Annotated in this window: 21 protein-coding genes; 5 read left to right on the top strand and 16 right to left on the bottom strand. The window is 42.9% G+C overall.

All coding sequences use genetic code 11. The features are described 5' to 3' along the window. Positions 1-319 precede the first annotated feature (319 nt). On the bottom strand, positions 320-1,117 hold the full coding sequence (locus tag ACZ5C4_RS06070) for a hypothetical protein (protein WP_464520207.1): 798 nt from the start codon (positions 1,115-1,117) through the stop codon (positions 320-322). A gap of 706 nt (positions 1,118-1,823) precedes the next feature. On the opposite strand from ACZ5C4_RS06070, the gene ACZ5C4_RS06065 reads away from it, so the two are divergent. Further along, positions 1,824-2,717, top strand: a complete 894-nt coding sequence (locus ACZ5C4_RS06065; RefSeq protein WP_464520206.1) for an Rpn family recombination-promoting nuclease/putative transposase — start codon at positions 1,824-1,826, stop codon at positions 2,715-2,717. Between the two features lie 248 nt (positions 2,718-2,965). Here ACZ5C4_RS06065 and ACZ5C4_RS06060 read toward each other — a convergent pair whose 3' ends face one another. The 3 genes from ACZ5C4_RS06060 to ACZ5C4_RS06050 form a co-directional block, all read right to left on the bottom strand. Then, complete coding sequence (locus ACZ5C4_RS06060; protein WP_464520205.1) at positions 2,966-4,249, bottom strand: aspartate aminotransferase type Ic; 1,284 nt, start codon at positions 4,247-4,249, stop codon at positions 2,966-2,968. Between the two features lie 147 nt (positions 4,250-4,396). Further along, positions 4,397-5,071 (bottom strand): nucleotidyltransferase domain-containing protein, encoded by a 675-nt coding sequence (locus ACZ5C4_RS06055; protein ID WP_464520204.1) that lies wholly within the window; start codon positions 5,069-5,071, stop codon positions 4,397-4,399. 79 nt (positions 5,072-5,150) lie between these two features. Continuing rightward, complete coding sequence (locus ACZ5C4_RS06050; protein ID WP_464520203.1) at positions 5,151-5,882, bottom strand: class I SAM-dependent methyltransferase; 732 nt, start codon at positions 5,880-5,882, stop codon at positions 5,151-5,153. A 109-nt stretch (positions 5,883-5,991) separates the two neighbouring features. Between ACZ5C4_RS06050 and ACZ5C4_RS06045 the strand changes: the two genes are divergently transcribed. Then, on the top strand, positions 5,992-6,693 hold the full coding sequence (locus ACZ5C4_RS06045) for a LytR/AlgR family response regulator transcription factor (protein WP_464520202.1): 702 nt from the start codon (positions 5,992-5,994) through the stop codon (positions 6,691-6,693). 85 nt (positions 6,694-6,778) lie between these two features. On the opposite strand, the gene ACZ5C4_RS06040 is transcribed toward ACZ5C4_RS06045, so the two are convergent. The 11 genes from ACZ5C4_RS06040 to pyrH form a co-directional block, all read right to left on the bottom strand. Then, entirely contained in the window at positions 6,779-7,663 is an 885-nt protein-coding gene (locus ACZ5C4_RS06040) for a hypothetical protein (RefSeq protein ID WP_464520201.1), read from the bottom strand. 70 nt (positions 7,664-7,733) lie between these two features. Then, positions 7,734-10,937 (bottom strand): carbamoyl-phosphate synthase large subunit, encoded by a 3,204-nt coding sequence (gene carB / locus ACZ5C4_RS06035; protein WP_464520200.1) that lies wholly within the window; start codon positions 10,935-10,937, stop codon positions 7,734-7,736. Beyond that, positions 10,937-12,007 (bottom strand): carbamoyl phosphate synthase small subunit, encoded by a 1,071-nt coding sequence (locus tag ACZ5C4_RS06030; RefSeq protein WP_464520199.1) that lies wholly within the window; start codon positions 12,005-12,007, stop codon positions 10,937-10,939. The genes carB and ACZ5C4_RS06030 overlap by 1 nt, the downstream gene beginning before the upstream one ends. Before the next feature lie 142 nt (positions 12,008-12,149). Continuing rightward, positions 12,150-13,373 carry a transglutaminase domain-containing protein gene (locus ACZ5C4_RS06025; protein WP_464520198.1) on the bottom strand — a complete coding sequence of 408 codons (1,224 nt, stop codon included), beginning with the start codon at positions 13,371-13,373 and terminating at the stop codon, positions 12,150-12,152. Between the two features lie 442 nt (positions 13,374-13,815). Continuing rightward, positions 13,816-15,087 carry a peptidoglycan-binding domain-containing protein gene (locus ACZ5C4_RS06020; RefSeq protein WP_464522309.1) on the bottom strand — a complete coding sequence of 424 codons (1,272 nt, stop codon included), beginning with the start codon at positions 15,085-15,087 and terminating at the stop codon, positions 13,816-13,818. A 72-nt stretch (positions 15,088-15,159) separates the two neighbouring features. Continuing rightward, the gene (gene rseP / locus ACZ5C4_RS06015) at positions 15,160-16,197 is read right to left on the bottom strand and encodes an RIP metalloprotease RseP (protein ID WP_464520197.1); all 1,038 of its coding nucleotides are present in this window, start codon (positions 16,195-16,197) and stop codon (positions 15,160-15,162) included. 3 nt (positions 16,198-16,200) lie between these two features. Beyond that, positions 16,201-17,343, bottom strand: coding sequence for a 1-deoxy-D-xylulose-5-phosphate reductoisomerase (locus tag ACZ5C4_RS06010; protein ID WP_464520196.1), 1,143 nt, complete (start codon positions 17,341-17,343; stop codon positions 16,201-16,203). A 13-nt stretch (positions 17,344-17,356) separates the two neighbouring features. Then, positions 17,357-18,169 carry a phosphatidate cytidylyltransferase gene (locus ACZ5C4_RS06005; protein WP_464520195.1) on the bottom strand — a complete coding sequence of 271 codons (813 nt, stop codon included), beginning with the start codon at positions 18,167-18,169 and terminating at the stop codon, positions 17,357-17,359. After that, on the bottom strand, positions 18,162-18,878 hold the full coding sequence (locus tag ACZ5C4_RS06000) for an isoprenyl transferase (protein WP_464520194.1): 717 nt from the start codon (positions 18,876-18,878) through the stop codon (positions 18,162-18,164). Before ACZ5C4_RS06000 ends, ACZ5C4_RS06005 begins: the two co-directional genes overlap by 8 nt. A gap of 87 nt (positions 18,879-18,965) precedes the next feature. Further along, complete coding sequence (gene frr, locus ACZ5C4_RS05995) at positions 18,966-19,517, bottom strand: ribosome recycling factor (protein ID WP_464520193.1); 552 nt, start codon at positions 19,515-19,517, stop codon at positions 18,966-18,968. 13 nt (positions 19,518-19,530) lie between these two features. Further along, positions 19,531-20,226 carry a UMP kinase gene (pyrH, locus tag ACZ5C4_RS05990; RefSeq protein ID WP_464520192.1) on the bottom strand — a complete coding sequence of 232 codons (696 nt, stop codon included), beginning with the start codon at positions 20,224-20,226 and terminating at the stop codon, positions 19,531-19,533. A gap of 514 nt (positions 20,227-20,740) precedes the next feature. On the opposite strand from pyrH, the gene aroF reads away from it, so the two are divergent. The 3 genes from aroF (at position 20,741) to ACZ5C4_RS05975 (ending at position 23,716) form a co-directional block, all read left to right on the top strand. Continuing rightward, positions 20,741-21,757 carry a 3-deoxy-7-phosphoheptulonate synthase gene (gene aroF / locus ACZ5C4_RS05985; protein ID WP_464520191.1) on the top strand — a complete coding sequence of 339 codons (1,017 nt, stop codon included), beginning with the start codon at positions 20,741-20,743 and terminating at the stop codon, positions 21,755-21,757. Positions 21,758-21,848: 91 nt separating this feature from the next. After that, entirely contained in the window at positions 21,849-22,904 is a 1,056-nt protein-coding gene (gene aroB, locus ACZ5C4_RS05980) for a 3-dehydroquinate synthase (RefSeq protein ID WP_464520190.1), read from the top strand. A 2-nt stretch (positions 22,905-22,906) separates the two neighbouring features. Further along, entirely contained in the window at positions 22,907-23,716 is an 810-nt protein-coding gene (locus ACZ5C4_RS05975) for a shikimate dehydrogenase family protein (protein WP_464520189.1), read from the top strand. A gap of 61 nt (positions 23,717-23,777) precedes the next feature. Here ACZ5C4_RS05975 and ACZ5C4_RS05970 read toward each other — a convergent pair whose 3' ends face one another. Continuing rightward, positions 23,778-24,569, bottom strand: a complete 792-nt coding sequence (locus ACZ5C4_RS05970; protein WP_464520188.1) for a Cof-type HAD-IIB family hydrolase — start codon at positions 24,567-24,569, stop codon at positions 23,778-23,780. Positions 24,570-24,571: the final 2 nt, after the last annotated feature.

Here is a 24,571-nt window from a genome sequence, read left to right as displayed (position 1 = left end):
TTTCGCCAGCTTAAGTTTATATTTCCAGGTGAAAAAAATCGGCTTCACGTTGCTATGCATTTCCAATCGGAAGTAGTATAGATACTTCTAATTGAAAGACTATAACAACGTGAAGCCGGTTCTGTTCTGTCTGAAATTGTGAATTTAATTGGGGAAGAACGTAAGCATAAAGAGAAAGCAGTGCATAAACAGGGAAAAGGGTGCGCACGAAGAAAGAGAACAATAGATTTCCCATCGGAAACAACACCGCTGGGAACCTGCGGTACATACATAAAGAATGCGCCCGGCGGTTTTATTCCACAGGGCGCTTTATTATGGATTATTTATTGTATTTCTTCTTTCGGTTGCAAAGAAGTGTTTCGGTCAAAGCTGCTCCGACAGTCAGCATAACCGCAATCCAAAGGGCTGTATTGCTGTCATCACCGGTCTGCGGGCTGCCGATTGTTTCCCCTATTTTATCCGGACTTTTCTGCGTATCGGTTGGCGGTGTTTTCGGCTTTTCTTCCGGCTCGCCTGTAGGTGATAAAACCGTCTGCTCCTTTGTGATAGCTTCTGTCAGTTCTGCATCCTTAAAATAGGTATCGCACTGAGGGCAATACCAGTATTCAATATTGCCCGGCTCGGTTGCGGTGGGGGCTTTCACTTCGGTCTTTTCCGCTTTGTGGCTTGCAGCCTGACCGATTTCAAAAGTTTCCGTTCCCTTTTCGCCGCATACACAGGATTTATAATACTTTGCAGGTTCCGTACAAGTAGCGCCGCTTATTTTATATCTGTCATCTGTGCTCTGCTGGTCATATACATGCATATGATTTTTTATGTGAACATAGGTATATCCCCCTAACAGATCATAACTATCCAGTGTAGTGGTTTCGCCATAAGGAGAACTTTTAAAATGTTTTGTGCCTTCTTCTCCATTCTCCTTAATTCCTACCTTTACATCAATCTTATTTCCCTCTGTAGGAGAAATAACGACACCGTTTTTTCCAAAAATTGCACCAATTATAAGAACATCTGAATTTCCTTCAATCGTGAGGGTATCATTTGAAAACAGGCTTTCCGTCACATATCCGTAGTCTCCGGTACATGTTGTTTTAACTGTGCTATTATCAATTTTCATGGCTCCTTCGCTCCAAACTGAACTTGTCCATATAATAAAGCCTCCATTATAATATATTCGCACATACATTACAGTTCTCCGACTGCCACACTTATGTTTATCCTATTATCAGATTTTCTCGCCCTTGATTTTGCCCTTATGATTGTGCAGAGCAAGGGTAACATTGTGTGAAATCATATAAAGAAACAAGGCGTACTGATTGCGATAACCCCTTTGTTTTCAAGGCTTTCGGAGGATTTTATTAAAACCCTATAAGGTGTGATAAACAACTGTAAAATTATAAGTTTCTAATTTAATTCCTAATTTATATTTATTTTTCTTGTAGTTTGTTTTCTGATGTGTTAAGGTAATGGTACCTTTTCTATTATATTTTTGGAAAGGGAAGTATCTTAAATTTCTTATATAAGGAATCTACATTCTAAAAATTTATATATATCATTTTATTTATGTTCATCTGATGATGGACAATCGATTTTCCTGGTATTTAACTGCCAGGACATTCTAAATTTTTACCCAATGAAACAAAGGAAACTGCTGTGACAGCATCTGTTTTATTACTTACTCTGCAGGTGAGGTATATATTTGTGTGTTTAATGTCTGCTTTGCAGAGAGCACCATATCATTTGCGGCAAATGCTGTGTGACTTAAGGGGAAAGTGTTGTAAACTGTAAGGCTTTTTCCTATAATAAAAGGAGGAAAAGTAAATATGGAACAAAAACAAAAAACATTGAAGGATTTGAATCTGCTGGATCGTTTTTTATTCTCACAGGCTGCTGATGACCCAGATACAATGCGGGACATGTTGGAGATTATTCTGGGAAGGGAGGTTGTCTTAAAACTCCTGCCCCAGACAGAAAAGGAGCAGCGCACCCATCCCTTGAACCGATATGTCCGTCTGGATGTCTGGGCAATGGATGAAGAGGAACGCATATACAACACAGAAGTGCAGAGAGAGGATACAGGGAATCTGCCAAAACGGAGCCGGTTTTATCAGGCGCTCATCGATTCCAACCTTTTAAAGCCAGGAGAAGTGGGATTTCAAAGGCTGAATCCCGTCTACATTATTCTTATCTGTCCCTTTGATCTGTTCGGCTATGGGTTATACCGATATACCTTCCAGATGCAGTGTAAGGAAGTACCTGAATTGACATTACAGGACGACGCTGTTCGGATATTTTTAAATACCCGCGGACAGCACGCAGAAGGCGTACCACAAGAACTGATAGAGCTGTTAAGGTATATGGAGCATACCACAGAGGAAGTAAGTGCCTCCTGTACCAGTGAAAGGATACATAATATCCAGAAACGGATCCACACCATCAAATCCAGTGAAAAGATTGGAGTGAAGTACATGCAGGCATGGGAAGAAAAGATATTGGAGCAGGAGAAAGCACGTGAAGAAGGACGCAAGGAAGGTCTTGCTGCGGGACTTTCACAGGGACATGCTTCCGGTTTAAGAGAAGGTTTAACACAAGGCGGCATACAAAAACTACAGGAATTAGTAGAAAAGAAAATACAAAAAGGATATGCAGCAGAAGAGATTGCAGAAATGCTGGAAGAAGATATCGAAACCATTCAAAAACTAATAGAAGAATTATAAATTTAACTAAACAACAGGTAGTGCGAAGGGAAGCATATGCCAAATTGAGCTGGCACTGCGGAAGCTGACGGAAATGATTCGCGCAAGAGGGAGTGTATTGCAACGTTCGTCAGGGCTTCGCCGGAATTCCTCACTTTTGCAACACACTCCCTCTTGCGCTTACACTTTCGCCAGCTTAAGTTTATAGTTCCAGGCGGAAAAAACTCGGCTTCACACTGCTACACATTTCCAAGAGGAAGGTATTTTTGTCAATTTCCAAGGAGTTTATCTACGCTTATTAATTTTACGCTTAGTACGAAGATTTCTGTTGCTTCTTTTAGTTCTTCTAGCGTTGGGTAAGTTGGAGCGATTCGAATATTGCTGTCGTGTGGATCTTTTCCGTACGGATAAGTTGCTCCTGCCCCTGTCATAACGAGTCCAGCCTCCTTTGCTTTTGCGACGATTGCTTTTGCACATCCTTCCAGTGCATCAAAGGAAATAAAATACCCTCCGCGCGGAGCAATCCAGGAACCAATTTCCAAACCTCCCAGCTCGTTTTCTAATGTAGTAAGTACCGCTTCAAATTTTGGACGAATAATTTCCGCATGCTTTCTCATATGAGCATGAATTCCTTCTAAATCTTTGAAAAATTTTACATGCCTAAGCTGATTGATTTTATCATGGCCTATCGTCTGCATTTTCATCGTACTGCTGACGTCTTTTAGATTTGCTTTGGAAGCAGCTAAGGCAGCAAGTCCAGAACCAGAAAAACTGATTTTGGATGTGGAAGAAAATTTATATACCATGTCCGGATTTCCAGCCTTTTTGCATTCTTCTAGAATTTCCAGGAGCTGATCCTGTCTATCCTCATAGAGATGATGTACGCCATACGCATTGTCCCAGTAGATTCTAAAATCTTCTGCCGCCGGCTTTAAATTTGCAAAACGACGGACTGTTTCATCTGAATACGTAATTCCCTGTGGATTTGAATATTTTGGAACACACCAGATTCCTTTTACAGCGGCATCTGTGCTGACAAGCTCTTCTACCATGTCCATATCCGGCCCATCCTCTGACATTGGGATAAGAATCATTTCTATTCCAAAATGCTCTGTAATTCCAAAATGTCTGTCGTATCCCGGAACAGGACATAAAAATTTTACCTTATCCAGTTTGCACCAGGGCGTACTTCCCATCACACCGTGTGTCATAGAGCGCGCCACTGTGTCATACATGATATTCAAACTTGAATTTCCAAATACAATTACATTGTCGGGAGACACTTCCATCATATCTGCAAGCAGCTTCTTCGCCTCTGGAATTCCGTCTAATGCACCATAATTTCTACAGTCTATCCCGTTCTCGCAGAACATTGTACTACTGCTGTCCAGCACATCCAGCATACCCATAGAAAGGTTCAGCTGCTCTGCAGACGGTTTTCCTCTGGACATATCCATTTTAAGCCCTTTTGCCTTTATTTGTGCAAACTTTTTCTCCAGACTGTCTTTTAACTGTTTTAGTTCCTCCCTGCTTAAATCTTTATAAGCTGTCATTTCGAAATCCTCCACTTTCTTCCATGTTTATCTCACTTCATGTTATTGTATCGTCAAAATGCGATTTCGTCAATCCTTTCTTGCATTTTCATTGTTTTTAAAACGAATTTTCGCTGTGTTTTTTCAAAATTATGACTTAATATTTTTCTAATTATTCATTTTACATATAATCTCCGACGTCCATTCTATCAGTTTATGCGTAACTTCATCTAAACTCCTGTCAGGTCTGCCTATTTCTTTTTTCATCTGCATAGCAGTATATAAAATCTCTCGCTCCTTTCCGGTCAATTTTACGAATAATTCTGCCTTTTTATAGATATACGTCTGGGTTTCTAAAAAGTACTTTGCCTGCAGCACAAAAACCGCTGCTTTATACAGCTGCGCGGTAATCTCCATTTGTTGTTCATGGACGATATTGTGACATGCACCATGGTAAATATTGCATGCACCTATATGTACTGCATGTCGTATGTCTTCTTTCGTCACAGATGCAAGCACATTTTCAAGACTTCCTTTCAAGGGTACAGTATCACGACAAAACTGAAACAAGTCAGGCTTCGCCCAATTTTCTATCTCCCTTCTGCCGGAAATAAAACCGCATACCTTTTCTCTATATGGCAAGGCATCCAGCATCTTCCTGTAAAGCCGCAGATCCGCCGCAAGCAGCTTATCCAAAATCAGTACAACGTCTACATCGCTGTTTTCTGTTTCTTCTCCACGCGCATAGCTTCCCTGTACCCCTAAAAACCATACTCTATATCCAAATGTCTGCTCCACCGCTTCTGCATATTTTTCCAACCATTCATATATCTGAAATCCCATTCGTACCCGCCTCCTGTTTTTATCACCGTTGTTCCACTGTTTTTTTCGCCTGTCTCTTATATTTTACCTGAGAATGATTTTATTTCTTTTTTGCCTGGACAAGCAGCATCATAGGTCTTCGCAATTCGTCCTGCATCCCTGGCATCCCCATCATTTCCTCCGGAGGCATCGGCTCGACAATACGCAGGATTTCAAAGCCGTTGTCCCATAGCGTATGCAGATACGTCGTCAAAGTCCTATGATATTTTGTCACTTTTTCTCCTAAAAAAATCGCTTCCCTTTTTCCTTCCTTATAATAATTATCAACTGGAAAATGCAGGATATGTCCCTCCTTATCATAGTACCAGTCCTGGCTCCCTTCTGCAGTAAATACTGGATGTTCCACAGAAAAGACAAAGCTTCCACCCCTTTTGATCCACTGACTGATATGGGATGCCAATGTGTCAAAATCTTCTATATAATGAAATGCAAGGGAGCTTAAAATCACATCAAAGTTTTCTTTTTCAAACTGTAAATCTTCCATAGCGCCTCTGATATATTGAATTCTTTCATGTGGATTCTTTTCCTTTGCTGTATAAAGCATCTTCTCTGAAATATCTGCCCCTACTACATATGCAGCTCCCTTTTCTGCCGCATATCTACAGTGCCAGCCATATCCGCATCCCAAATCCAATACTTTTTTATCTTTAAAATCTGGCAAAAGCTTTTTTAACTCTTTCCACTCTCCTGCCCCTTTTAAACCTTGTTTCGATCTTTCCATTTCACTGTATTTTTCAAAAAATACAGCATTGTCATATTTATTTTCTTTCATGTCATTACTCCTATCTTTGTAAAAAAGAGTATTATATTTATTTTCTTTTTTCTATCATTCTGTGTTATAATCAGAAACGGAAATTTTTTAGAAAGGCTTAGAAAACACGATGCTAGAAATCATTATCTGCGACGACGAAAAAGCCCTCCGCAAAAATTTAAGGAAAATTATTGCCACCGAATTAGATTTGTGTGGTATCGCATATCATATCATGGAATATTCAAGTGGGGAGGAATTGCTGCAAGAGCTCCATGTTTACGATTATCAGATTCTTTTTCTGGATATAGAAATGAAGCATTTAAACGGGATTGAAACAGCAAAAAAATTAAGAGCTATGCACAGTACTGCCCAAATTATTTTTGTTACCTCTTATCAGGACTTTGTATTCCAGGGATATGAAGTGCGTGCGTTAAACTATATTATGAAGCCTTATCAGGCTGGCAAAATTACAGAGGTACTCCATACTGCTCTCAAGGAATTGGATTATACTGCCCAGAAGTATTTTGTTGTACAAAAAAAAGATGGCGACATCCGTCTTCCTCTTTCTTCTATTAAATATTTTGCCAGTGAGCGCCGAATCATCCATGTTTTTACAACCGATGCCTCCTACACCTTCTACGGCAGGTTAAATGAGTTGTCCTCACAGCTAAATACGACTTTCGTGAGAATCCATAACCGCTATCTTGTCAATCTGAAATATATGCAGAGTATACAGAGCAATACTGTACTTGTAGACGGTGAGGAACTGCCTGTAAGTCGTTCCTGCAAAGCCGATCTGGAAATCGCATTTGCCAAATATATATTGTGTTAATATCAAAATCTCTGGCAATACAAGGCTATCTTGTAGTTGCCAGAGATTTTCTGGTTATTTCCGGTTATTTCTTATGAAGAAATTTTTATTTTCCTTTTCTTTTTACCAGGCATACACAAGCTGTTCCGCTTATCAAGAAGGCAAATATATACCACACTATGCTGTTTTTCCAGTCTCCCGTTTTGGGTACTTCAGATACCCTTTCTTTCTCTGCTCCTTTTAGAACCTCTGTATGTTCTGCTTTTTGCGTATCGTCCGTCTGATAGGTATCGTCTGGTCTGGCAGGCGCCTGCTTATGTGTAATCTGGATATTTGCCGAAACGCCTTCTGCCAGCGCATTATAATTTACTGCACTCGGTAACACATTCACTGTAACATCAGCTTCTTCTGCCTGTGCATCATCAGAAAGGACAAAAACAGCCGAGTACTTGTTTCCCGTACGCGTTACAGCTGTTCCTTCTTTCATCTTTGCATTGACAGCCGTAAATTCTATTTCTTCTGCCTTCGGAAGCCCTGCTTCATATCCAAAATCGTTTACAATAACTGCACTTACTGTAATCTCACTTCCTCCCTCCGCACTCTGTTCGGAAGCGGAAATACGCAATTCGGAATCTATCTTTGAAATCGTTACATCTGTTGCAATGTTTTCCATCCGTTCCGGCACAACATACCAGTCATTAAAATCTACGTCACTGTCTGGATCACGGTTGTAAAATGCAAAATCCGTCATCTCTGTCAGAATTGTATAATGTCCGGCATCCGGCGACGCAAGGACTCCCTTTGCCGTCGCCGACATATCTGCATAGTCTTCCTCAGAAACAGCTTCTTGAAAGTACATATCCGTCACGTCAACGATTGCAGTGCCATTGTACGGCCGGCTCTCTGCTGTGGCAAGATTTACCTGTTCAGCAGCTAAGGACGGGAAGGAAAGCGAACTCCATATTACCCCCCCCCCAATAATACAGCACATATGCCCTTCAGATTTTTCTTCATCATAAATAACCTCCTCTATATAATGTTTGATAACATTGTACTCCTTTTTACTGCACCGTAGCAATATCTATCAGTGTCAATTTCTTAATATCTGTATTTTCCAGGCTGGTAATCAGTGCACGCGCCGTATCAATCGCAGTCAGCACGTTTACCCCTGTTTCAATCGCATTGCGCCGGATAATGAATCCGTCTCTTGCGTGCTCCGCCCCCTGTGCCGGAATGTCAATTACCAGGTCAATCTTATGTCCCAGAATCAAATCCATCAGGTTCGGCGATTCCTGCTCTATCTTACGTACCGGTGTCGCCTTCACACCCGCCCCATTAAGTGCACGCGCCGTACCACTTGTGGCGAAGATATGATATCCGATTTTTTCGAATCTGCGTCCGATTTCTACTGCCTCCGGCTGATCTTCATCACGGACAGTCATAATCATATTTTTGAACCTCGGCAGCTTGATTCCCGCCCCTAAAAATGCTTTATAGAGCGCTTCGTCAAAGGTTTTGGCAATGCCTAAGCATTCTCCTGTCGATTTCATCTCCGGCCCTAAGCTGATATCCGCGCCACGTATTTTCTCAAAGGAAAATACCGGCATTTTTACAGCGACATACTCTGCTTCCGGCTGTAATCCCGGTGTATATCCGAGCTCTTTTATCTTATTCCCAATAATTACTTTCGACGCAAGGGGAACAATCGGAATCCCCGTCACTTTACTGATATATGGAACTGTCCGGCTGGAACGCGGATTTACTTCAATGACGTATACATCTTCCTCGCCGCACACAATAAACTGAATATTGATAAGACCTACCACATGAAGAGATTTCGCCAGTCTCCTTGTATACTCCGCAATTTTTTCTTTTGCTTTCTTTGTCAGACTCTGTGCCGGATATACAGAGATACTGTCGCCGGAGTGAATTCCTGCACGCTCAATATGCTCCATAATTCCCGGTATCAAAATATCCTCTCCGTCACATACTGCATCTACTTCGATTTCTTTTCCCTGCAGATACTTATCTACAAGGATCGGATGATCCTGTGCAATCCGGTTGATAATCCCAATGAATTCATCAATATCATGGTCATTGATGGCAATCTGCATACCCTGTCCGCCCAGCACGTAAGAAGGTCTTACCAAAACCGGATACCCCAGTTTGTTTGCCACTTCTTTTGCTTCTTCTGCTGTAAAGACAGTGCCCCCTGTGGGACGCGGAATTTCACATTCCTCCAGAATTTCATCAAATAATTCCCTGTCTTCTGCCTTGTCTACATTCTCTGCCGATGTTCCCAGAATCGGAACCCCCATCTTCATCAGCGCTTCTGTCAGTTTAATAGCTGTCTGTCCTCCGAACTGCACTACCGCACCGTCCGGCTTCTCAATGTCTACAATGCTTTCCACATCCTCCGGCGTCAGCGGCTCAAAATATAACTTATCTGCAATATCAAAGTCTGTGCTGACTGTCTCTGGATTATTATTTACAATAATTGTCTCATATCCCTCTTTTGAAAATGCCCATGTACAGTGCACAGAGCAAAAGTCGAACTCAATTCCCTGCCCAATCCGAATCGGGCCGGAACCAAGAACAAGCACTTTCTTTCTATCGTGTGTCTCTTCCACTTCGCTTTCGCTTCCATATACCGAATAGTAATATGGCGTCTCTGCCGCAAATTCAGCCGCACAGGTATCTACCATCTTGTATGCCGCCACAATATGATTGGCGTGGCGCATATCATGGATTTCTCTCTCTGTCTTTCCTGTAAGACGTGCAATGACGGTATCTGGAAATTCCATCCGCTTTGCCTCTTTTAAAAGCTCCATTGAGAGTTCCTGCGTCTTTAACGCATTTTCCATTTCTACGATACGTGCAAACTTATCAATAAACCATTCATCAATCAAAGTAATGCTGTGAATTTTGTCATAGCTGATTCCGCGCCGCACTGCCTCTGCGATTCTCCACATTCTCATATCGTCGACAATAGAAAGCTGCTCTGTCAGTTCTTCCTCTGAAAGTCCTGTAAAATCATAGGACATCAGGCTGTCCACATGTTGTTCCAGAGAACGGATCGCCTTCATCAAAGCACCTTCAAAATTGTCACAAATACTCATAACCTCTCCGGTCGCCTTCATCTGCGTTGTCAGTGTCCTTTTTGCACTGATAAACTTATCAAACGGAAGTCTGGGCAGCTTTACGACACAGTAATCCAGCATAGGCTCAAAGCTGGCATATGTTTTCTGTGTGATTGCATTTTTGATCTCATCCAATGTATAACCCAGCGCGATTTTTGCCGCCACCTTTGCAATCGGATATCCCGTCGCTTTTGACGCAAGAGCAGAAGAACGGCTCACGCGCGGATTCACTTCAATGACACAGTACTCAAATGTTTCCGGATGCAAAGCATACTGTACATTACATCCCCCGGTGATATTCAGTTCGCTGATGATATTCAAAGCAGACGTACGCAACATCTGGTACTCTTTATCTCCCAATGTCTGAGAGGGCGCCACAACGATACTGTCTCCTGTATGCACACCGACAGGATCGATATTTTCCATATTACAAACCGTAATGCAGTTACCGTTTCCATCCCGCATTACCTCATATTCGATCTCCTTCCATCCCGCGATGCAGCGTTCTACTAATACCTGCCCTACACGGGAGAGGCGAAGTCCATTTTCCAGAATCTCCACAAGCTGCTCACTGTCATGGGCGATACCGCCGCCGCTTCCGCCCAGTGTATATGCAGGACGAAGCACAACCGGATAACCGATTTTGTTCGCAAACGCAAGCCCGTCCTCTACATTTTCTACTACCAGAGAGGCCGCCACAGGCTCTCCTATTTTTTCCATTGTTGCTTTGAACTCCAGACGATCCTCCGCCTTTTTGATCGTTTCAGAGGTTGTTCCAATCAGCCGGACTCCATGCGCTTTTAAAAAGCCGGCTTCTTCCAGCTCCATTGCCAGATTCAGTCCAGCCTGTCCTCCCAGTGTAGGCAGCACACTGTCTGGTTGTTCCTTTAAAATAAGCTGTTCTACTACCTCTACTGTCAGCGGTTCGATATAGACACGATCGGCAATATCCTTGTCCGTCATAATTGTCGCCGGATTAGAGTTCAAAAGTACAACTTCAATTCCTTCTTCTTTCAGGGAACGACATGCCTGTGTTCCTGCATAGTCAAACTCTGCCGCCTGACCGATTACAATCGGGCCGGAGCCAATCACTAAAACCTTTTTAATTCTTATGTCTCTTGGCATTATTTCGTCCCTCCCATCATTTCTATAAACCGGTCAAACAGATAACCGGAATCCTGCGGCCCCGGACACGCCTCCGGATGAAACTGCACTGTAAAAATGTTCTTTCCAACATAGGAAAGCCCCTCATTTGTACCATCATTTACATTCACAAATGCCGGAACAGCTATATTCGGATCTACGTTTTCTGCGTCTACAACATAACCATGATTCTGTGAAGAGATATATACCCGATTTGTCTTAAGATCCTTCACCGGATGATTTCCTCCTCTGTGTCCATATTTCAATTTATGTGTTGTTGCTCCAGTAGCGAGTGCCATAAGCTGATGTCCCAGGCAAATTGCAAAAATAGGAATATCACTGTCATATAGTTTTTTAATTTCTTTTATTATGGAAGTACAGTCTGCTGGGTCTCCAGGCCCATTGGACAACATGATTCCGTCAGGATGAGATGAAATGATTTCTTCTGCTGTTGTGTGCGCCGGATATACAGTCACTTCACAGCCTCGTTGATGCAAAGATTTGGCGATATTCTTTTTCGCTCCTAAATCCAGAAGCGCTACCTTTTTACCGGTTCCTTCCAAGACATATTTCTCGCTGCATGTTACTTTTGTAACTACGTCCCCCACTCTATATTCCTTCAATCGTGGAAGAATTTCTTCCAATTTATAATTTTCATTGGTGGTAATCATTCCATTCATGGTTCCCTTTTCCCTGAGGATTTTTGTAAGAGCGCGGGTGTCTACTCCTGCGATCCCTGGAATATCCTGCTCCTTTAGGAAATCCTGAATGGTTCCCTCACACCGGAAATTACTTGGCATACGGGACAATTCTCTTACGATATAGCCGTCAGGCCATGCCTTTTTGGACTCCTTGTCGGGTGTAATTCCATAGTTTCCAATTAATGGATAGGTCATTACCACTGCCTGTCCCGCATAAGAAGGGTCAGTCAATACCTCTAAATAACCTGTCATGGAGGTATTAAACACGATTTCGCTAATCATATCCTTTGTTGAACCAATGCTTGTCCCCGTAAACACAGTTCCATCTTCTAATATTAGAAATGCCTTCATCTGTTCACCTTATCCCTTCGTAGATTTTCTATTTGATTTGCACATAACAAAGGCACTCTTGGAGTCTTTTCATCCAGAGCGCCCACTTTCTCAAATTGTAAAGATTATACTACATTTGAGTCTATATTTCAATACTGCAAATTTATTTTTCGTAATTCCAGAACACCGTTATTTTATTGAGTTTCTCATCCTCCACATATGTATACTGCACACTGCTCATACCATAATAGTCTGCCAGATTTGCCGCTGCACTTGGAATCAGTTCCTCAATTATCGTGTCATGTGCCTGCAGGTACAGCTCGCTGTCTGCAAATTTGCAGGCAAAGAAGCTTTGTCCTGTATAGAAGCTTTCATTCATTTTCTCCAGCATTTCTTCTTTATCAAACGCCTCATAATACATGCCTTCCAGCCTGTAATAATTCAAATCCTCCGACGTGCACGCCGGATATGTCATATTTTTATCTTCTCTGTGCGTCTTGCTGATCTCTTCGTCTGTACAGCACAAATAATCATAATTTATCGCGCTTTGAGGCAGGATAGCGTCCTCCTCTTCCTTTAAAAACACAGGATCCCCAAATGTCACATCCATTTGATAGTATTTTCCTTCGCAGTTTACAATATTCCACGCATGTGCGCCCTGACCTGCAATGTCTCCTACCGCATAGATACATTCTATCCCTGTTTGCTGCATAAGATACTGTGCTGCCCTTGCATATCCTGCACAGACTGATTTCTTATTGACAAGAGAACTATATATATTCTGATTATCGGGTGCCTCTGACTCATAGTCTATCGTCTCCACCAAATACTCAAAAATATACCGGATTTTCCCGTAGTCTGACATTTCTTCTGAAATACCTTCAAGGCATGTTTTGACTGCTGCCTGTATCTGTGCCTGCCTTTCCTGCCTTTTTTCTCCTGTACAATGATAACCTGGATAAAACCAAAGTTTCTCTTCATAAACCGTCATCCGTGAAGTACCGTCACACCAAAACAGCTCTGGTCTGTCATACAGAAGATACTCATATATCTTCGCTGCCTGTTCTCCATCTGTCGTAGGGATTTCAATATACTCCTTTTCTTCCTTCACCCCCTGCCAGATCGCATCATAAAATTCTTGTTCGTCTCCAGACAATTTCTGATAATAGAATCCTCCTGCTTCTTCCTGCCCTGTCACACCGCACTGTACTTCCTCTTCTCCTCTTACAGTAACGGAAGAACGAACCTCTTTGTAAGAATCCGAAAAAAGCGGAAAACTGTCGGCATTCCAGATGACTGCTCCAATTACAGCAGCTACAATTATTCCTGCCAGACCGCCCTTTTTCTTTCTCCTGCATCTTTTTCTCTCTGTCCGTTTTCCTTTCATATACCGCCTTCCCGTATAAATCTTATACTCAAAATTGCATTTTCTTCCCACTCATGCCTACATTTATGTTACTATTCTAAAAAGAGAGAGGGGTGACTGATTATGATGCATGTCTTTTATTGCATAAAATGTAAAAGGTATCACTACACCAACAATAAAGCACATGCAGTCTGTTGTGAACAACCGATGTATTATGTTGATGTAGACTTTACTGATTTTGTCCGCATGGACGAATCCGAACGTGAAAATTTTCTTATGCTTTATTCTCTCGCAGAATAATTTTTTACAGGAGCAGAAAATTCTCTGCTCCTGTTTTAATTGTACAGGAAACTCTGTTTCCTGTACAATTAATCCCTCCGGGAGGAGGCGCACTGCGCGCAATTGGAAAACGGCTGCTGACGCCGCCGCGCTCCGGCGCGAGAATGTGCAAAGCACATTCTTTTTATACTAATTCTGCAATCCGCGATACACCTACATAAATCCCTGATATTTTATACCATGTTGCATAATCCACTTTTCCCGTAACCGGAAGATCAAATACCTCTTGGAATTTCTTAACTGCCTCTTCAGTTGCAGGCCCATAAATTCCATCCACACTGATTTTTGGTAAAGCAGGATAAGCGCCTGCAATCACATTGAGCTGCTCCTGCATCTGGCGCACCTTGTCTCCGCTGGAGCCAACCTCTAAAGTGTATCCAGGCCAGGAAGCCGGAATTCCTGAGATCTCCTGTGCCATATTGATGTACATATTATCCCCGTAGAAATATCTTAAAATCTCTATCGCTGAATACCCTTGATCTCCTAAAGACTTCGAACCCCACTGCGTCATCCAGTTCGGGCAAGTCACCTGACGCCCGTCACAGTACTGCGTCAAAATCGGCTGCCGTACGTTAGGGCGTGACAGATAATTGGAAAACAGTTCATCCACAATCACCGAGATAGAGTCATAAATATTTCGTTCTGGTATCCATTTATGATCAAATGCCGTAGACGATGTAATTGTAAAATCATATCCCTTATTCCGGTACCACTCTGTGTATACACGATTCAGTGTAAAGGACATAATAGCAAGTACATTTGCCCGGATTGTGTCAGCAGGCCATGTGGCATAAATTTCACTGGACGCTACATTTTTAATATAATCTCGGTATCTGACATAATAATTTTTCGCCGTACTGTCCCTGGGGGAACCGTCATGCACAACGATATACTCCGGAATCACCACTCTGCTTAATACGATTTCCCCTGTCTCATTGACGGGTTTGATCTCCTCCTCTGCAATTTTAGGAGGATATTCTGCATACAGAGTATGCGCCGGAATCACAAACACTTCTTCCTCTTCCGTCCCCTCCGCACTTGGTTTTAAACGCACATTCTGAATCGCCTTTACATCGGCAAGAATCTCTGTTCCTGCAATGCTCATCGGCTGATAACCGGGTGCACTGATATCCAGTGTATATTCAGAATAGGGCTGCCTGTCATTTTGTTCATCCAAGCTGTATTCCACTGGAGGCGCGTCTAATTCCACCGTCTCTGTCTGGCCGGATGAATCTGTTTTCAGTCGTTCAAGCTGGCTTTCCGGTATTCCTGTATAGGATATTGAAATCTCTGCCTCCGAAACCGGATATGACGTTATTTCAGACGTGACATTAATCTGAAGGCGACCTTTTCCTCCTGCTGTATTTCCATTCTGCATCATATTTACCTGGTTCATGTCATTCCTCACAACAAGACTCTCTCCTAAATATATGCAGCACTGTCTGTTTTTGGAACTAGAAATTATATTTTATATGAAGAGATTTCTTATATCATTAAACATGACGAACACCATCAACATCATCAGAAGTGCAAACCCTGCAAAATGCACCATGCCTTCTTTTTCCGGCGGCACCCGCTTCCCGCGGATCGCCTCCACAATCAGAAACACCAGTCGTCCGCCGTCCAATGCAGGAATCGGCAGCAAATTCATAATCCCTAAGTTGGCCGTAACTAAAATTCCAATATTCATCAGGTTTAAAACAACTGCTTTTAATCCTGCCGACGCGGACTGCCGGTAGGCACTGTCTACCACATTCACAATTCCTACAGGGCCAGACAGATCCCGCACTCCTACCTGTCCTGTCACCAGCATACGCAGACAATCTACTGTATAGTCTATCCAGTATTTCACCGTATAAGCGCCGTACTGTACAGAACCCAGGATTCCCGGACGTACTGCTTCCCCACTGTTTGTAACTCCCAGCTTTTTATATGTGTCGTTTTCAAGCTGGCGCAGTTCCAGCGTAGCCGTATGTTCTTCACCATCCCGTTCATAGACTATTTCCGCTGTCTCTTCATTCGCATGTGTCAGATTATACAAGCTGATCTCGTTCCAGAGATGAATATTCTTTCCATTAATTTCCTTTATCACATCTCCCTGCTGGATACCTTCTTCATAGGCGGAATATCCCGGCTCCACTTTATCGACGACAGGAGGCATATACCCTACCCATGCCACCACAATGGTACACATAATCCACGCCAGGATCAAATTAAACAGCGGGCCTGCAACAATCACAGACATACGCGCCCATACAGACTTACTGTTAAAGCTTCCCTCTGACATGTCATCGGCATCGTCCTCTCCCATCATGCAGGCCCCTCCAAAAGGAAGCAGCTTCACGCAGAATTTTGTACCGCCAAATTCTTTGCCGAACAAAGTAGGCCCAAGCCCAAGTGAAAATTCATCCACGCGGATTTTGTTTTTCTTTGCAAGTAAAAAATGTCCAAGCTCATGGAAAATAATAATCCCGCTGAACATGAGTATCGCTATAATTATTCCCATACACTACCACCTGTTTTTAATAAATTCATATGTCTCTTTTTCTGTATTTAGTATCTCATCTACCGTTGGAGACTCTATATTCTTATGCTGTTCCATGCATACCTGTATGATTTCCGGTATCTGTAAATACTTTATCTTCCGTTCTAAAAACATAGAAACTGCCTTCTCATTCGCCGCATTAAAGACTGTCGGAAGAGAGCCGCCCTCTTTTCCTGCTCTGTATGCCAGCTTCAGCCCATAGAAGGTCTCCATATCCGGCTCTTCAAAGGTGAGCTGAGATAAGGCTTTAAAATCCAGTCTGTCCCCTGGAAGATACCTTCTCTCTGGATAGTACAGAGCATACTGAATAGGCAGCTTCATGTCCGGCGTTCCAAGCTGCGCAATGACTGCTCCATCCACATACTCCACCATAGAATGGATAATACTTTGGGGCTGTACAACTACTTGAATCTGTTCTGTCGGAATATCAAACAGCCATTTTGCCTCTATCACTTCCAGCCCTTTATTCACCATCGTTGAAGAATCTATCGTAATCTTTCTGCCCATCTCCCAGTTCGGATGCTTCAGCGCATCTTCCACCTGGATATTCATAAGCTCTTCTCTTTTTCTTCCCCTGAAAGGGCCTCCTGACGCTGTTAAAAGAAGCTTTGCCACTTCCTTTTGCCTTCCGCCCTGCATAGATTGGAAAATAGCGCTGTGTTCACTGTCCACCGGAAGAATAGAAACTCCGTACTTCCCCGCAAGCGGCATAATGATATGCCCCGCCGTCACCAACGTTTCCTTATTTGCCAGCGCAATATTTTTTCCTGCTTTGATTGCTTCTATCGTAGGCAAAATCCCTATCATACCCACGATGGCTGTCACTAAAATATCGCTCTCCGGTACTGCCGCCACTTCAAGCAGACCGTCCATCCCGGATACAACCTTTACATCTAAATCTTTTATTTTCTCTTTTAATTCCTTTGCCTTCTCCTCTGTCCATACAGCCACAAGACGAGGACCAAACTTACGTATCTGTTCCTCCAGCAGCGAAATATTCCCCCCTGCTGCCAAAGCACATACCTGCATATCCCCATTATTACTTACTACTTCCAAGGTCTGTGTTCCGATAGAACCCGTAGAACCTAAAATCGCAATTTTTTTCATTCGTATACTCCTCCTACAAAAGGACGGCAAGACAATAAATGATCGGCGCCGTAAAAATCACACTGTCAAACCGATCTAAGATTCCCCCGTGCCCTGGTATCAGTTTTCCGTAGTCCTTAATATCATGTTTTCTCTTAATCGCAGATGCCGCCAGATCCCCTATCTGAGAAACAGCTCCTCCTGCCGCGCCGATAACCGCATAAGAAAGCACATTGATTTGCGCATTCCCCCAATGATTTACAGCAAGCGCATATAATACGCCGATCAGTGCCGCGCCGACTACTCCGCCGATACCACCCTCCACAGATTTCTTCGGGCTTAAAACCGGTGCCATCTTGTGCTTTCCTATTAACATTCCCACACAGTACGCACAGGTATCACACCCCCATGCACAGATAAACACAAGCCATACTGTGAACACGCCGCCAGGCAGAATTCTTGTCTGGTAAATGAAAGACAGCATCACGGCAAGATAAAACATCCCAAAAAATGCCGCCATCACCTGTTCTGTTTTGTATTTTGGATAAGTGAATACCATCACCGCCATCAGACAGATCAGCAATGCGACAAAAAGCAGGATAAATGCTTCTGGCGTGCTCTCTTTTAATGATGGCTTTATATACAGCAGCCCGTAGTAAAGAACGGCAAACAAATATCCGCATATTCCCAGGGGATCTTTTTGTATATGAAATACCCTGTACAGCTCCGTCATTCCTATCAGACTGATAATGAGCAGCGTCGCAAACAGAATATTTCCTCCAGACCCCACTGTAAAGAGCGCAATGATGATCAATAGTATTCCACTTAACAACCTTGTCTTAAACATTCCGTTCCTCCTTTATTCCTCCGAAACGTCTGTCTCTGTTATTATACTGCTCAATTGCCTTTTCTAATTCCTGTTTTGTAAAATCCGGCCATGGAATATCTGTAAAATAAAATTCTGTATAAGCAAGCTGCCACAGCAGATAATTGGACAGCCTTTGCTCTCCGCTTGTACGGATCAAAAGATCCGGATCTGGAATTTCACATGTGTCCAGGTAGGAAGCATATAGCCTTTCATCAATATCGTCTGGATTCACTTTTCCGTCTACGCAGTCTTTTGCCAGCCTTTTCACTGCCCGTGTCATTTCATCCCTGCTCCCATAATTCAGAGCAATTGTAAAATTTAACCCTCCATTATTTCTGCTCGCCTGCTCCAACTCACGTATTCTCCCTTTGATGTCATCATCCAAAGGTTCTATGTCTCCAATTACACGGATCTTCATATCATTTTTTTCTGCGGTTTTCAAACAGGTTTTCATATAATTGCGCAAAAGCTTCATCAGTGCGTCCACTTCATTTTTCGGCCGGTTCCAGTTTTCTGTAGAAAAAGCATATACAGTAAGATACTTAATCCCTAAGCGCCACGCCTCCTCACAGATCCTCTCTACATTTTTACTGCCCTGGGCATGCCCGTAGTTTCTGGGCATTCCTTTTGCTTTTGCCCAACGGCCATTTCCATCTAAAATAATCGCCACATGCTGTGGTATATTCATCCTTCTTTCCTCCCCAACCGGATTATTCGTAAAAAAAGGGACTACAAGTAGATTGTACTTAAGCCCCTCCTATTCCTTATATGGTAATTATACAGTAAGCACCTCTTTTGATTTTGCCTCAACCTCTTTATCGATCTGTGTGATGTATTTGTCCGTCAGTTTCTGCAATTCCTCTTCCAAATCTTTAATGCCGTCCTCGGAGATTTCCCCGCCTTTTAGTTTCTTAAACGCGTCATTTCCATCTCTGCGGATATTGCGGACAGCTACCTTCGCCGCTTCTCCCTTTTTCTTTACATCTTTAACCAGTTCTTTTCTTCGCTCTTCTGTAAGTTCAGGAAATACCAGGCGAATACAAGAGCCGTCATTCGTCGGATTGATCCCAATATCGGAAACCAGAATCGCCTTTTCAATCTCTTTTAACATATTTTTTTCCCAGGGCTGTATCTGAATCATCCGCGCTTCTGGAACAGATACATTTGCTACCTGCTGAATCGGAGTCGGCGACCCATAATATTCTACACTGAGTTTGTCCAGCACATGAGGATTCGCGCGCCCTGCACGAATGGTTGCCAGCTCCATATTTAAATTCTGCACCGATTTTGTCATCTTTTCGTCATACACTTTTAATTTTTCATCCATTTTACAAATCCTCCTATACTGTTACCTTTGTTCCGTTAAAGGCTCCACTTACTGTGTTAACAATACTGTTTTCTTCATTCAGCCCAAACACCAGCATGGGCATTTTATTCTCCATACATAAAATAGAAGCTGTCATATCCACTGCCATCAGCTTTTTATCTATCATTTCTTGAATGGTGATTTCTTCATATTTCTTCGCATCTGGATTGAGCTTCGGATCACTGTCATAAATTCCGTCAATTGCCTTTGCCAAAAGCATCGTATCTGCCTCTATTACAATTGCCCCCAGAACAGCCGTTGTATCCGTTGAAAAATATGGATGTCCGGTTCCACCTGCAAGAAAGACTACTTTACCGTTTTCCATTGCCTCCACAGCCGCATCCTTTGAAAATACAGATGTAAATGCCCCGCAGATAAACGGCGTAAACACCTCTGTTTTCATACCAGCAAATCTGAAAATATCAGAAACATAAATACAGTTCATCACTGTAGCAAGCATTCCAATCTGATCTGCTTTCGTCCGGTCAATTGTCTCACTTGTGCGCCCTCTCCAGAAATTTCCTCCGCCTGTTACAACTGCAACCTGGATTCCTTTATCCACAAGCTTTTTTACCTGACGTGCGACACCCAGACAAGTTTCCTCGTCAAATCCGGTCTTTTTCTCTCCGGCAAGCGCCTCTCCGCTTAATTTCAGCAATACTCTTTTCATTTTTCCGGCTCCTTTATTCTTACCTTCTTAATATAACGGCAGTCTGCCGCAACTACCTAAAATGAAGTATAACATAACTTTTCCATTTTGTCATGTATATATCCCTAAGACTACTTATCTTCCGTAACAGTTCAACCATACAGTGTGCGGGAAGCATAAAACATGCTTGCATGTTTTTGCGAGCGTACATCTGTATGAGCTTAAGAGCCCATCAATGAGTAAAACGGTGGCGGCAGCCACGATAAGCACGCAGTGCGGTTTTGCGAATGGCGCGGGCTGAACTGATACATCTCCAAACGTCCCTATCTAATATGTCTAAATTTCACTCATTGATTGACTATCTTGAAAACTATGTCTAAAATACAATACATAAATGAAAATCATTGACATTTATTCTATTATGTTTTATGATATGTATGTTTTCACACTTTAAACAGATAAAATTTTACAGTGCGAAGTTAAAACAGAAGCTATATAACTACATTTTATTGTTCAGTTAACTGGAGGAAAGAAAATGATTATTGTATTAAAACCACATACCAGTGAAGAAAATATCAGTCGGGTAGAAAATCAAATTAAAAAGAAGGGATTAGATACCCATATCGTCCGCGGTACAGAGATGACTATTATCGGTTGTATCGGAGATACGACTTTAATTGACCCCAGGCTTTTTGAAGTGGATTCCTGTGTAGACAAGGTAATGCATGTGCAGGAGCCTTACAAGCTTGCCAACCGCGCTTTCCACCCTGAGGATTCTGTAATCGACGTATCCGGTGTAAAAATCGGCGGCGGTCATATGGGATTAATCGCCGGCCCCTGTTCGGTAGAAACCTTTGACCAAGTACTCTCCATTGCAAAAGATGCGAAGGCTTCCGGAGCCAATCTTCTAAGAGGAGGCGCTTTCAAGCCGCGGACCAGCCCATATTCTTTCCAGGGGCTCGGATTAAAAGGATTGGAAATTCTCTGTGCCGTAAAGGAAGAAGTCGGGCTTCCCATTGTCACAGAGCTGATGTCAACTGAATATCTGGATATTTTTAACGAGAAGGTGGATTTAATCCAGATTGGCGCCAGAAATATGCAGAATTTTGATCTGCTCAAGCAATTGGGGCAGGTAGAGCGTCCCATTTTATTAAAACGCGGATTAAACGCAACGTATGAAGAATGGGTAATGTCCGCAGAATATATTATGGCATCTGGAAATGAAAACGTTATCCTCTGCGAACGCGGTATACGTACCTTTGAAACATTTACACGCAATACGCTGGATTTACAGAGCATCCCCGTACTGCGCAAAAAGACACATCTGCCCGTTGTCATTGACCCAAGCCATGCCGGCGGAAAATGGTGGCTTGTAGAACCAATGGCAAAGGCAGCAGTGGCGGCCGGTGCCGACGGTCTTATGATCGAAGTCCACAACGATCCAGAAAATGCATTGTGCGACGGCGCTCAGTCTTTAAAGCCTGTTAAATATGACAATTTGCTAAAACAGGTAAAGCAAATTGCACAGGTTGTCGGAAAAGTCATATCCTAGCCTTCGGCAGGCAGGCTTTGCCTGACAAGGTATACCTCCCCTGCACAGAGTAAAAATGTGCAGGGGACTTTTAAAAAAAGGAGGTTTAAACATGGAACTGACAGTCAATTTAGGAAAGAACAGTTACCCAATTCTTATCAAAAATGGAATTCTCTCCCATGCTGGGGAATGGATTGCAAAGGTTTACACCGGAAAAAAGATCATGATTATTTCTGACGATCATGTATTTCCTATATACGGGAATACGCTGCTTGCCACTCTGTCTGGTTATGAGTGTCATTCTCTTGTTCTCCCTCACGGTGAAACGACCAAAAGCTTTCAGACACTTCCGTCCATCTATGCGGCTCTGCTTGATGCAAAAATTTCCCGCAGCGACCTTGTTATCGCCCTGGGAGGAGGTGTCATCGGTGATCTCGTTGGATTCGCAGCAGCCAGCTATCTGCGGGGCGTCAAGTTCATCCAAATACCGACCACCCTTCTCGCGCAGGTGGACTCTTCCGTAGGAGGAAAAGTAGCCGTAGATCTTCCACAGGGAAAAAATCTGGTCGGTGCTTTCTATCATCCCAAGATGGTTCTTATCGATCCGGATGTTCTTGACACTCTTCCCGCACATTTTATCAGTGATGGAATGGGAGAGGTAATCAAATATGGATGTATCAAGGATGCCGCCCTGTTCGAAACACTTATGTCTTGTTCTTCTTTTGAGGAGCTAAAGCCACAGCTGGCCTCTGTCATTCTGCGCTGTGTAGACATAAAACGTGTTGTCGTAGAAGCAGATCCGTATGACACTGGGGAACGTATGCTTCTAAATTTCGGACATACGCTTGCTCATACAATTGAACAGCACTATCATTATGAAAGAGAAAGCCATGGGGAGGCTGTCGCAATCGGTATGTACCAGATATGCCGGATTGCCGAAGCAAAGGGGCTCACTGCCTCAGGCTGCGCCGCTTCCATCAAGAAAGCTCTCGATATTTATGGACTGCCGCACACCTGTGGACTTCCCATAGAGACACTGAAAAATGCAATGACATTGGATAAAAAGAATTTAAACGGGAATCTGAATGTCATCTTACTGCATGAAATCGGAAAAAGCTACATTTATCCGACCGATATTCAATTTTTTAAAGAAGCAGGAGGGATTTAATTTTGCGTTTTGGAATCCTGGGAGAGCATCTCCCCCACACACTTTCTCCCGAGCTGCACGAGGAGTTATTTCGCCGACAAGGGATAGACGCCACTTATGAAGTGTTGGAACGTTCGCAAGAAGAAGTTGGCAGCATACTGGAAGAACTGAAAGAAAAACAGATAAGCGGGATCAATGTTACCATTCCTTATAAAGAGAAATTATGTCAGATGGTAGACATCCTGGATCCTCATGCCGCATGTATCGGCGCTGTCAATACCGTTCTGTTAAAAAACGGCTTGACATATGGCTACAATACGGACTATCTCGGCGCTGTCAGTATGTTTCAAAGCGCAGGCGTCGCACTCTGCCAAAAAGAAATCCTTATCCTGGGCTCTGGGGGCGCCTCTAGAGCGCTGATCTATGCCATGTACACAGAAGGTGCTTCGAAAATTACCGTTGCCGCCAGAAATGAGGAGGCAAAGCAACGTTTAAAAGAGCGTTTTCCTTATATTCATACCTGCACACTACATGATATTCCCTCCGGAGATATTATTATAAATACAACTCCGGTTGGTATGTATCCAAAAGTCGGGACAAGCCCTGTCCCCGCTTCTGTTATAAAATGTTTCTCTGTCGCTGGAGACATCGTCTATAATCCTATGGTGACGGAATTTCTTCATCTTGCAGAAGTATCCGGACTTCTAACTGTCACCGGACTTAGAATGCTGGTAGATCAGGCAATTGCCTCTGAAGAAATCTGGCTTGGTAAATCTCTTGACTCTGCTATAGGTACAATTCTGCATGATCGTCTGGCAAAAAGATTTCTCTAAATTTTAAGGGGATTGCCGTCACACTCAGCAGTCCCCTTATATTACTTCCTATCTCTTTTCATTATATGAGTCCATAATGCTTCAAAGCATAGTAAATCCCGTCATCTTCTACCTTCTTTGTCACGAATTCTGTATGCTTTTGCAGTACCGTATCGTGAACCCCCATAGCTACTGCGTGCCTGGCATATTCAAACATTGCCAGATCGTTGCTGCTGTCTCCAAACACATATGCATTGTCTATGTCTATCTGAAATTTTTTCAATATATATTCACACGCTGTCGCCTTAGAATACCCTTTCTGTATAACTTCATAGGCGTATTTTCCTCGCCCCAGTATTTCCATATCTTCTGAAATAAAATCAAAGAACTCTTTTTTTCTGCTTTGTTCATCCGCGTACACAAACAGCTTATCATATACGAAGTCTCCTGTCTCCATATACTGTTCCTGCCCAATTCCTGCTCGATGAAAATACCGCCTTGTGCTTTCCAATGGCTCAAAGCGTGAAACCCGTTCCGGCAGATAATTATCTTCCGTCCCCTCGGCCACCCCTGCTATATTGCATTCGATCATCTTCTGTATAATCTCACGCCCTCTCTTTTTCGGAAGAGGGTGGGCAAGCAATACTTCACTGCCATATAAAAGATATGTTCCGCATCCGCACAGATATCCGTCAAATGGAAACCTTCTAAGCTCCGGCGGAATACTGCACACTGTCCTCCCTGTATTAATAAACAACAGATGCCCCTGTTCTCTTGCACAAGCAAGAGCTTCCATTGCACTGTGTGGAATTTCATGGGTTATTTCACTTAAAATGGTACCGTCAATATCAAAAAATAAAACTGATTTTTTCATTC

This window comes from Mediterraneibacter flintii (assembly GCF_055387595.1).
The sequence above is the reverse complement of the archived record's forward strand: the minus strand, read 5'-3'. Positions and strand labels throughout refer to the sequence as shown.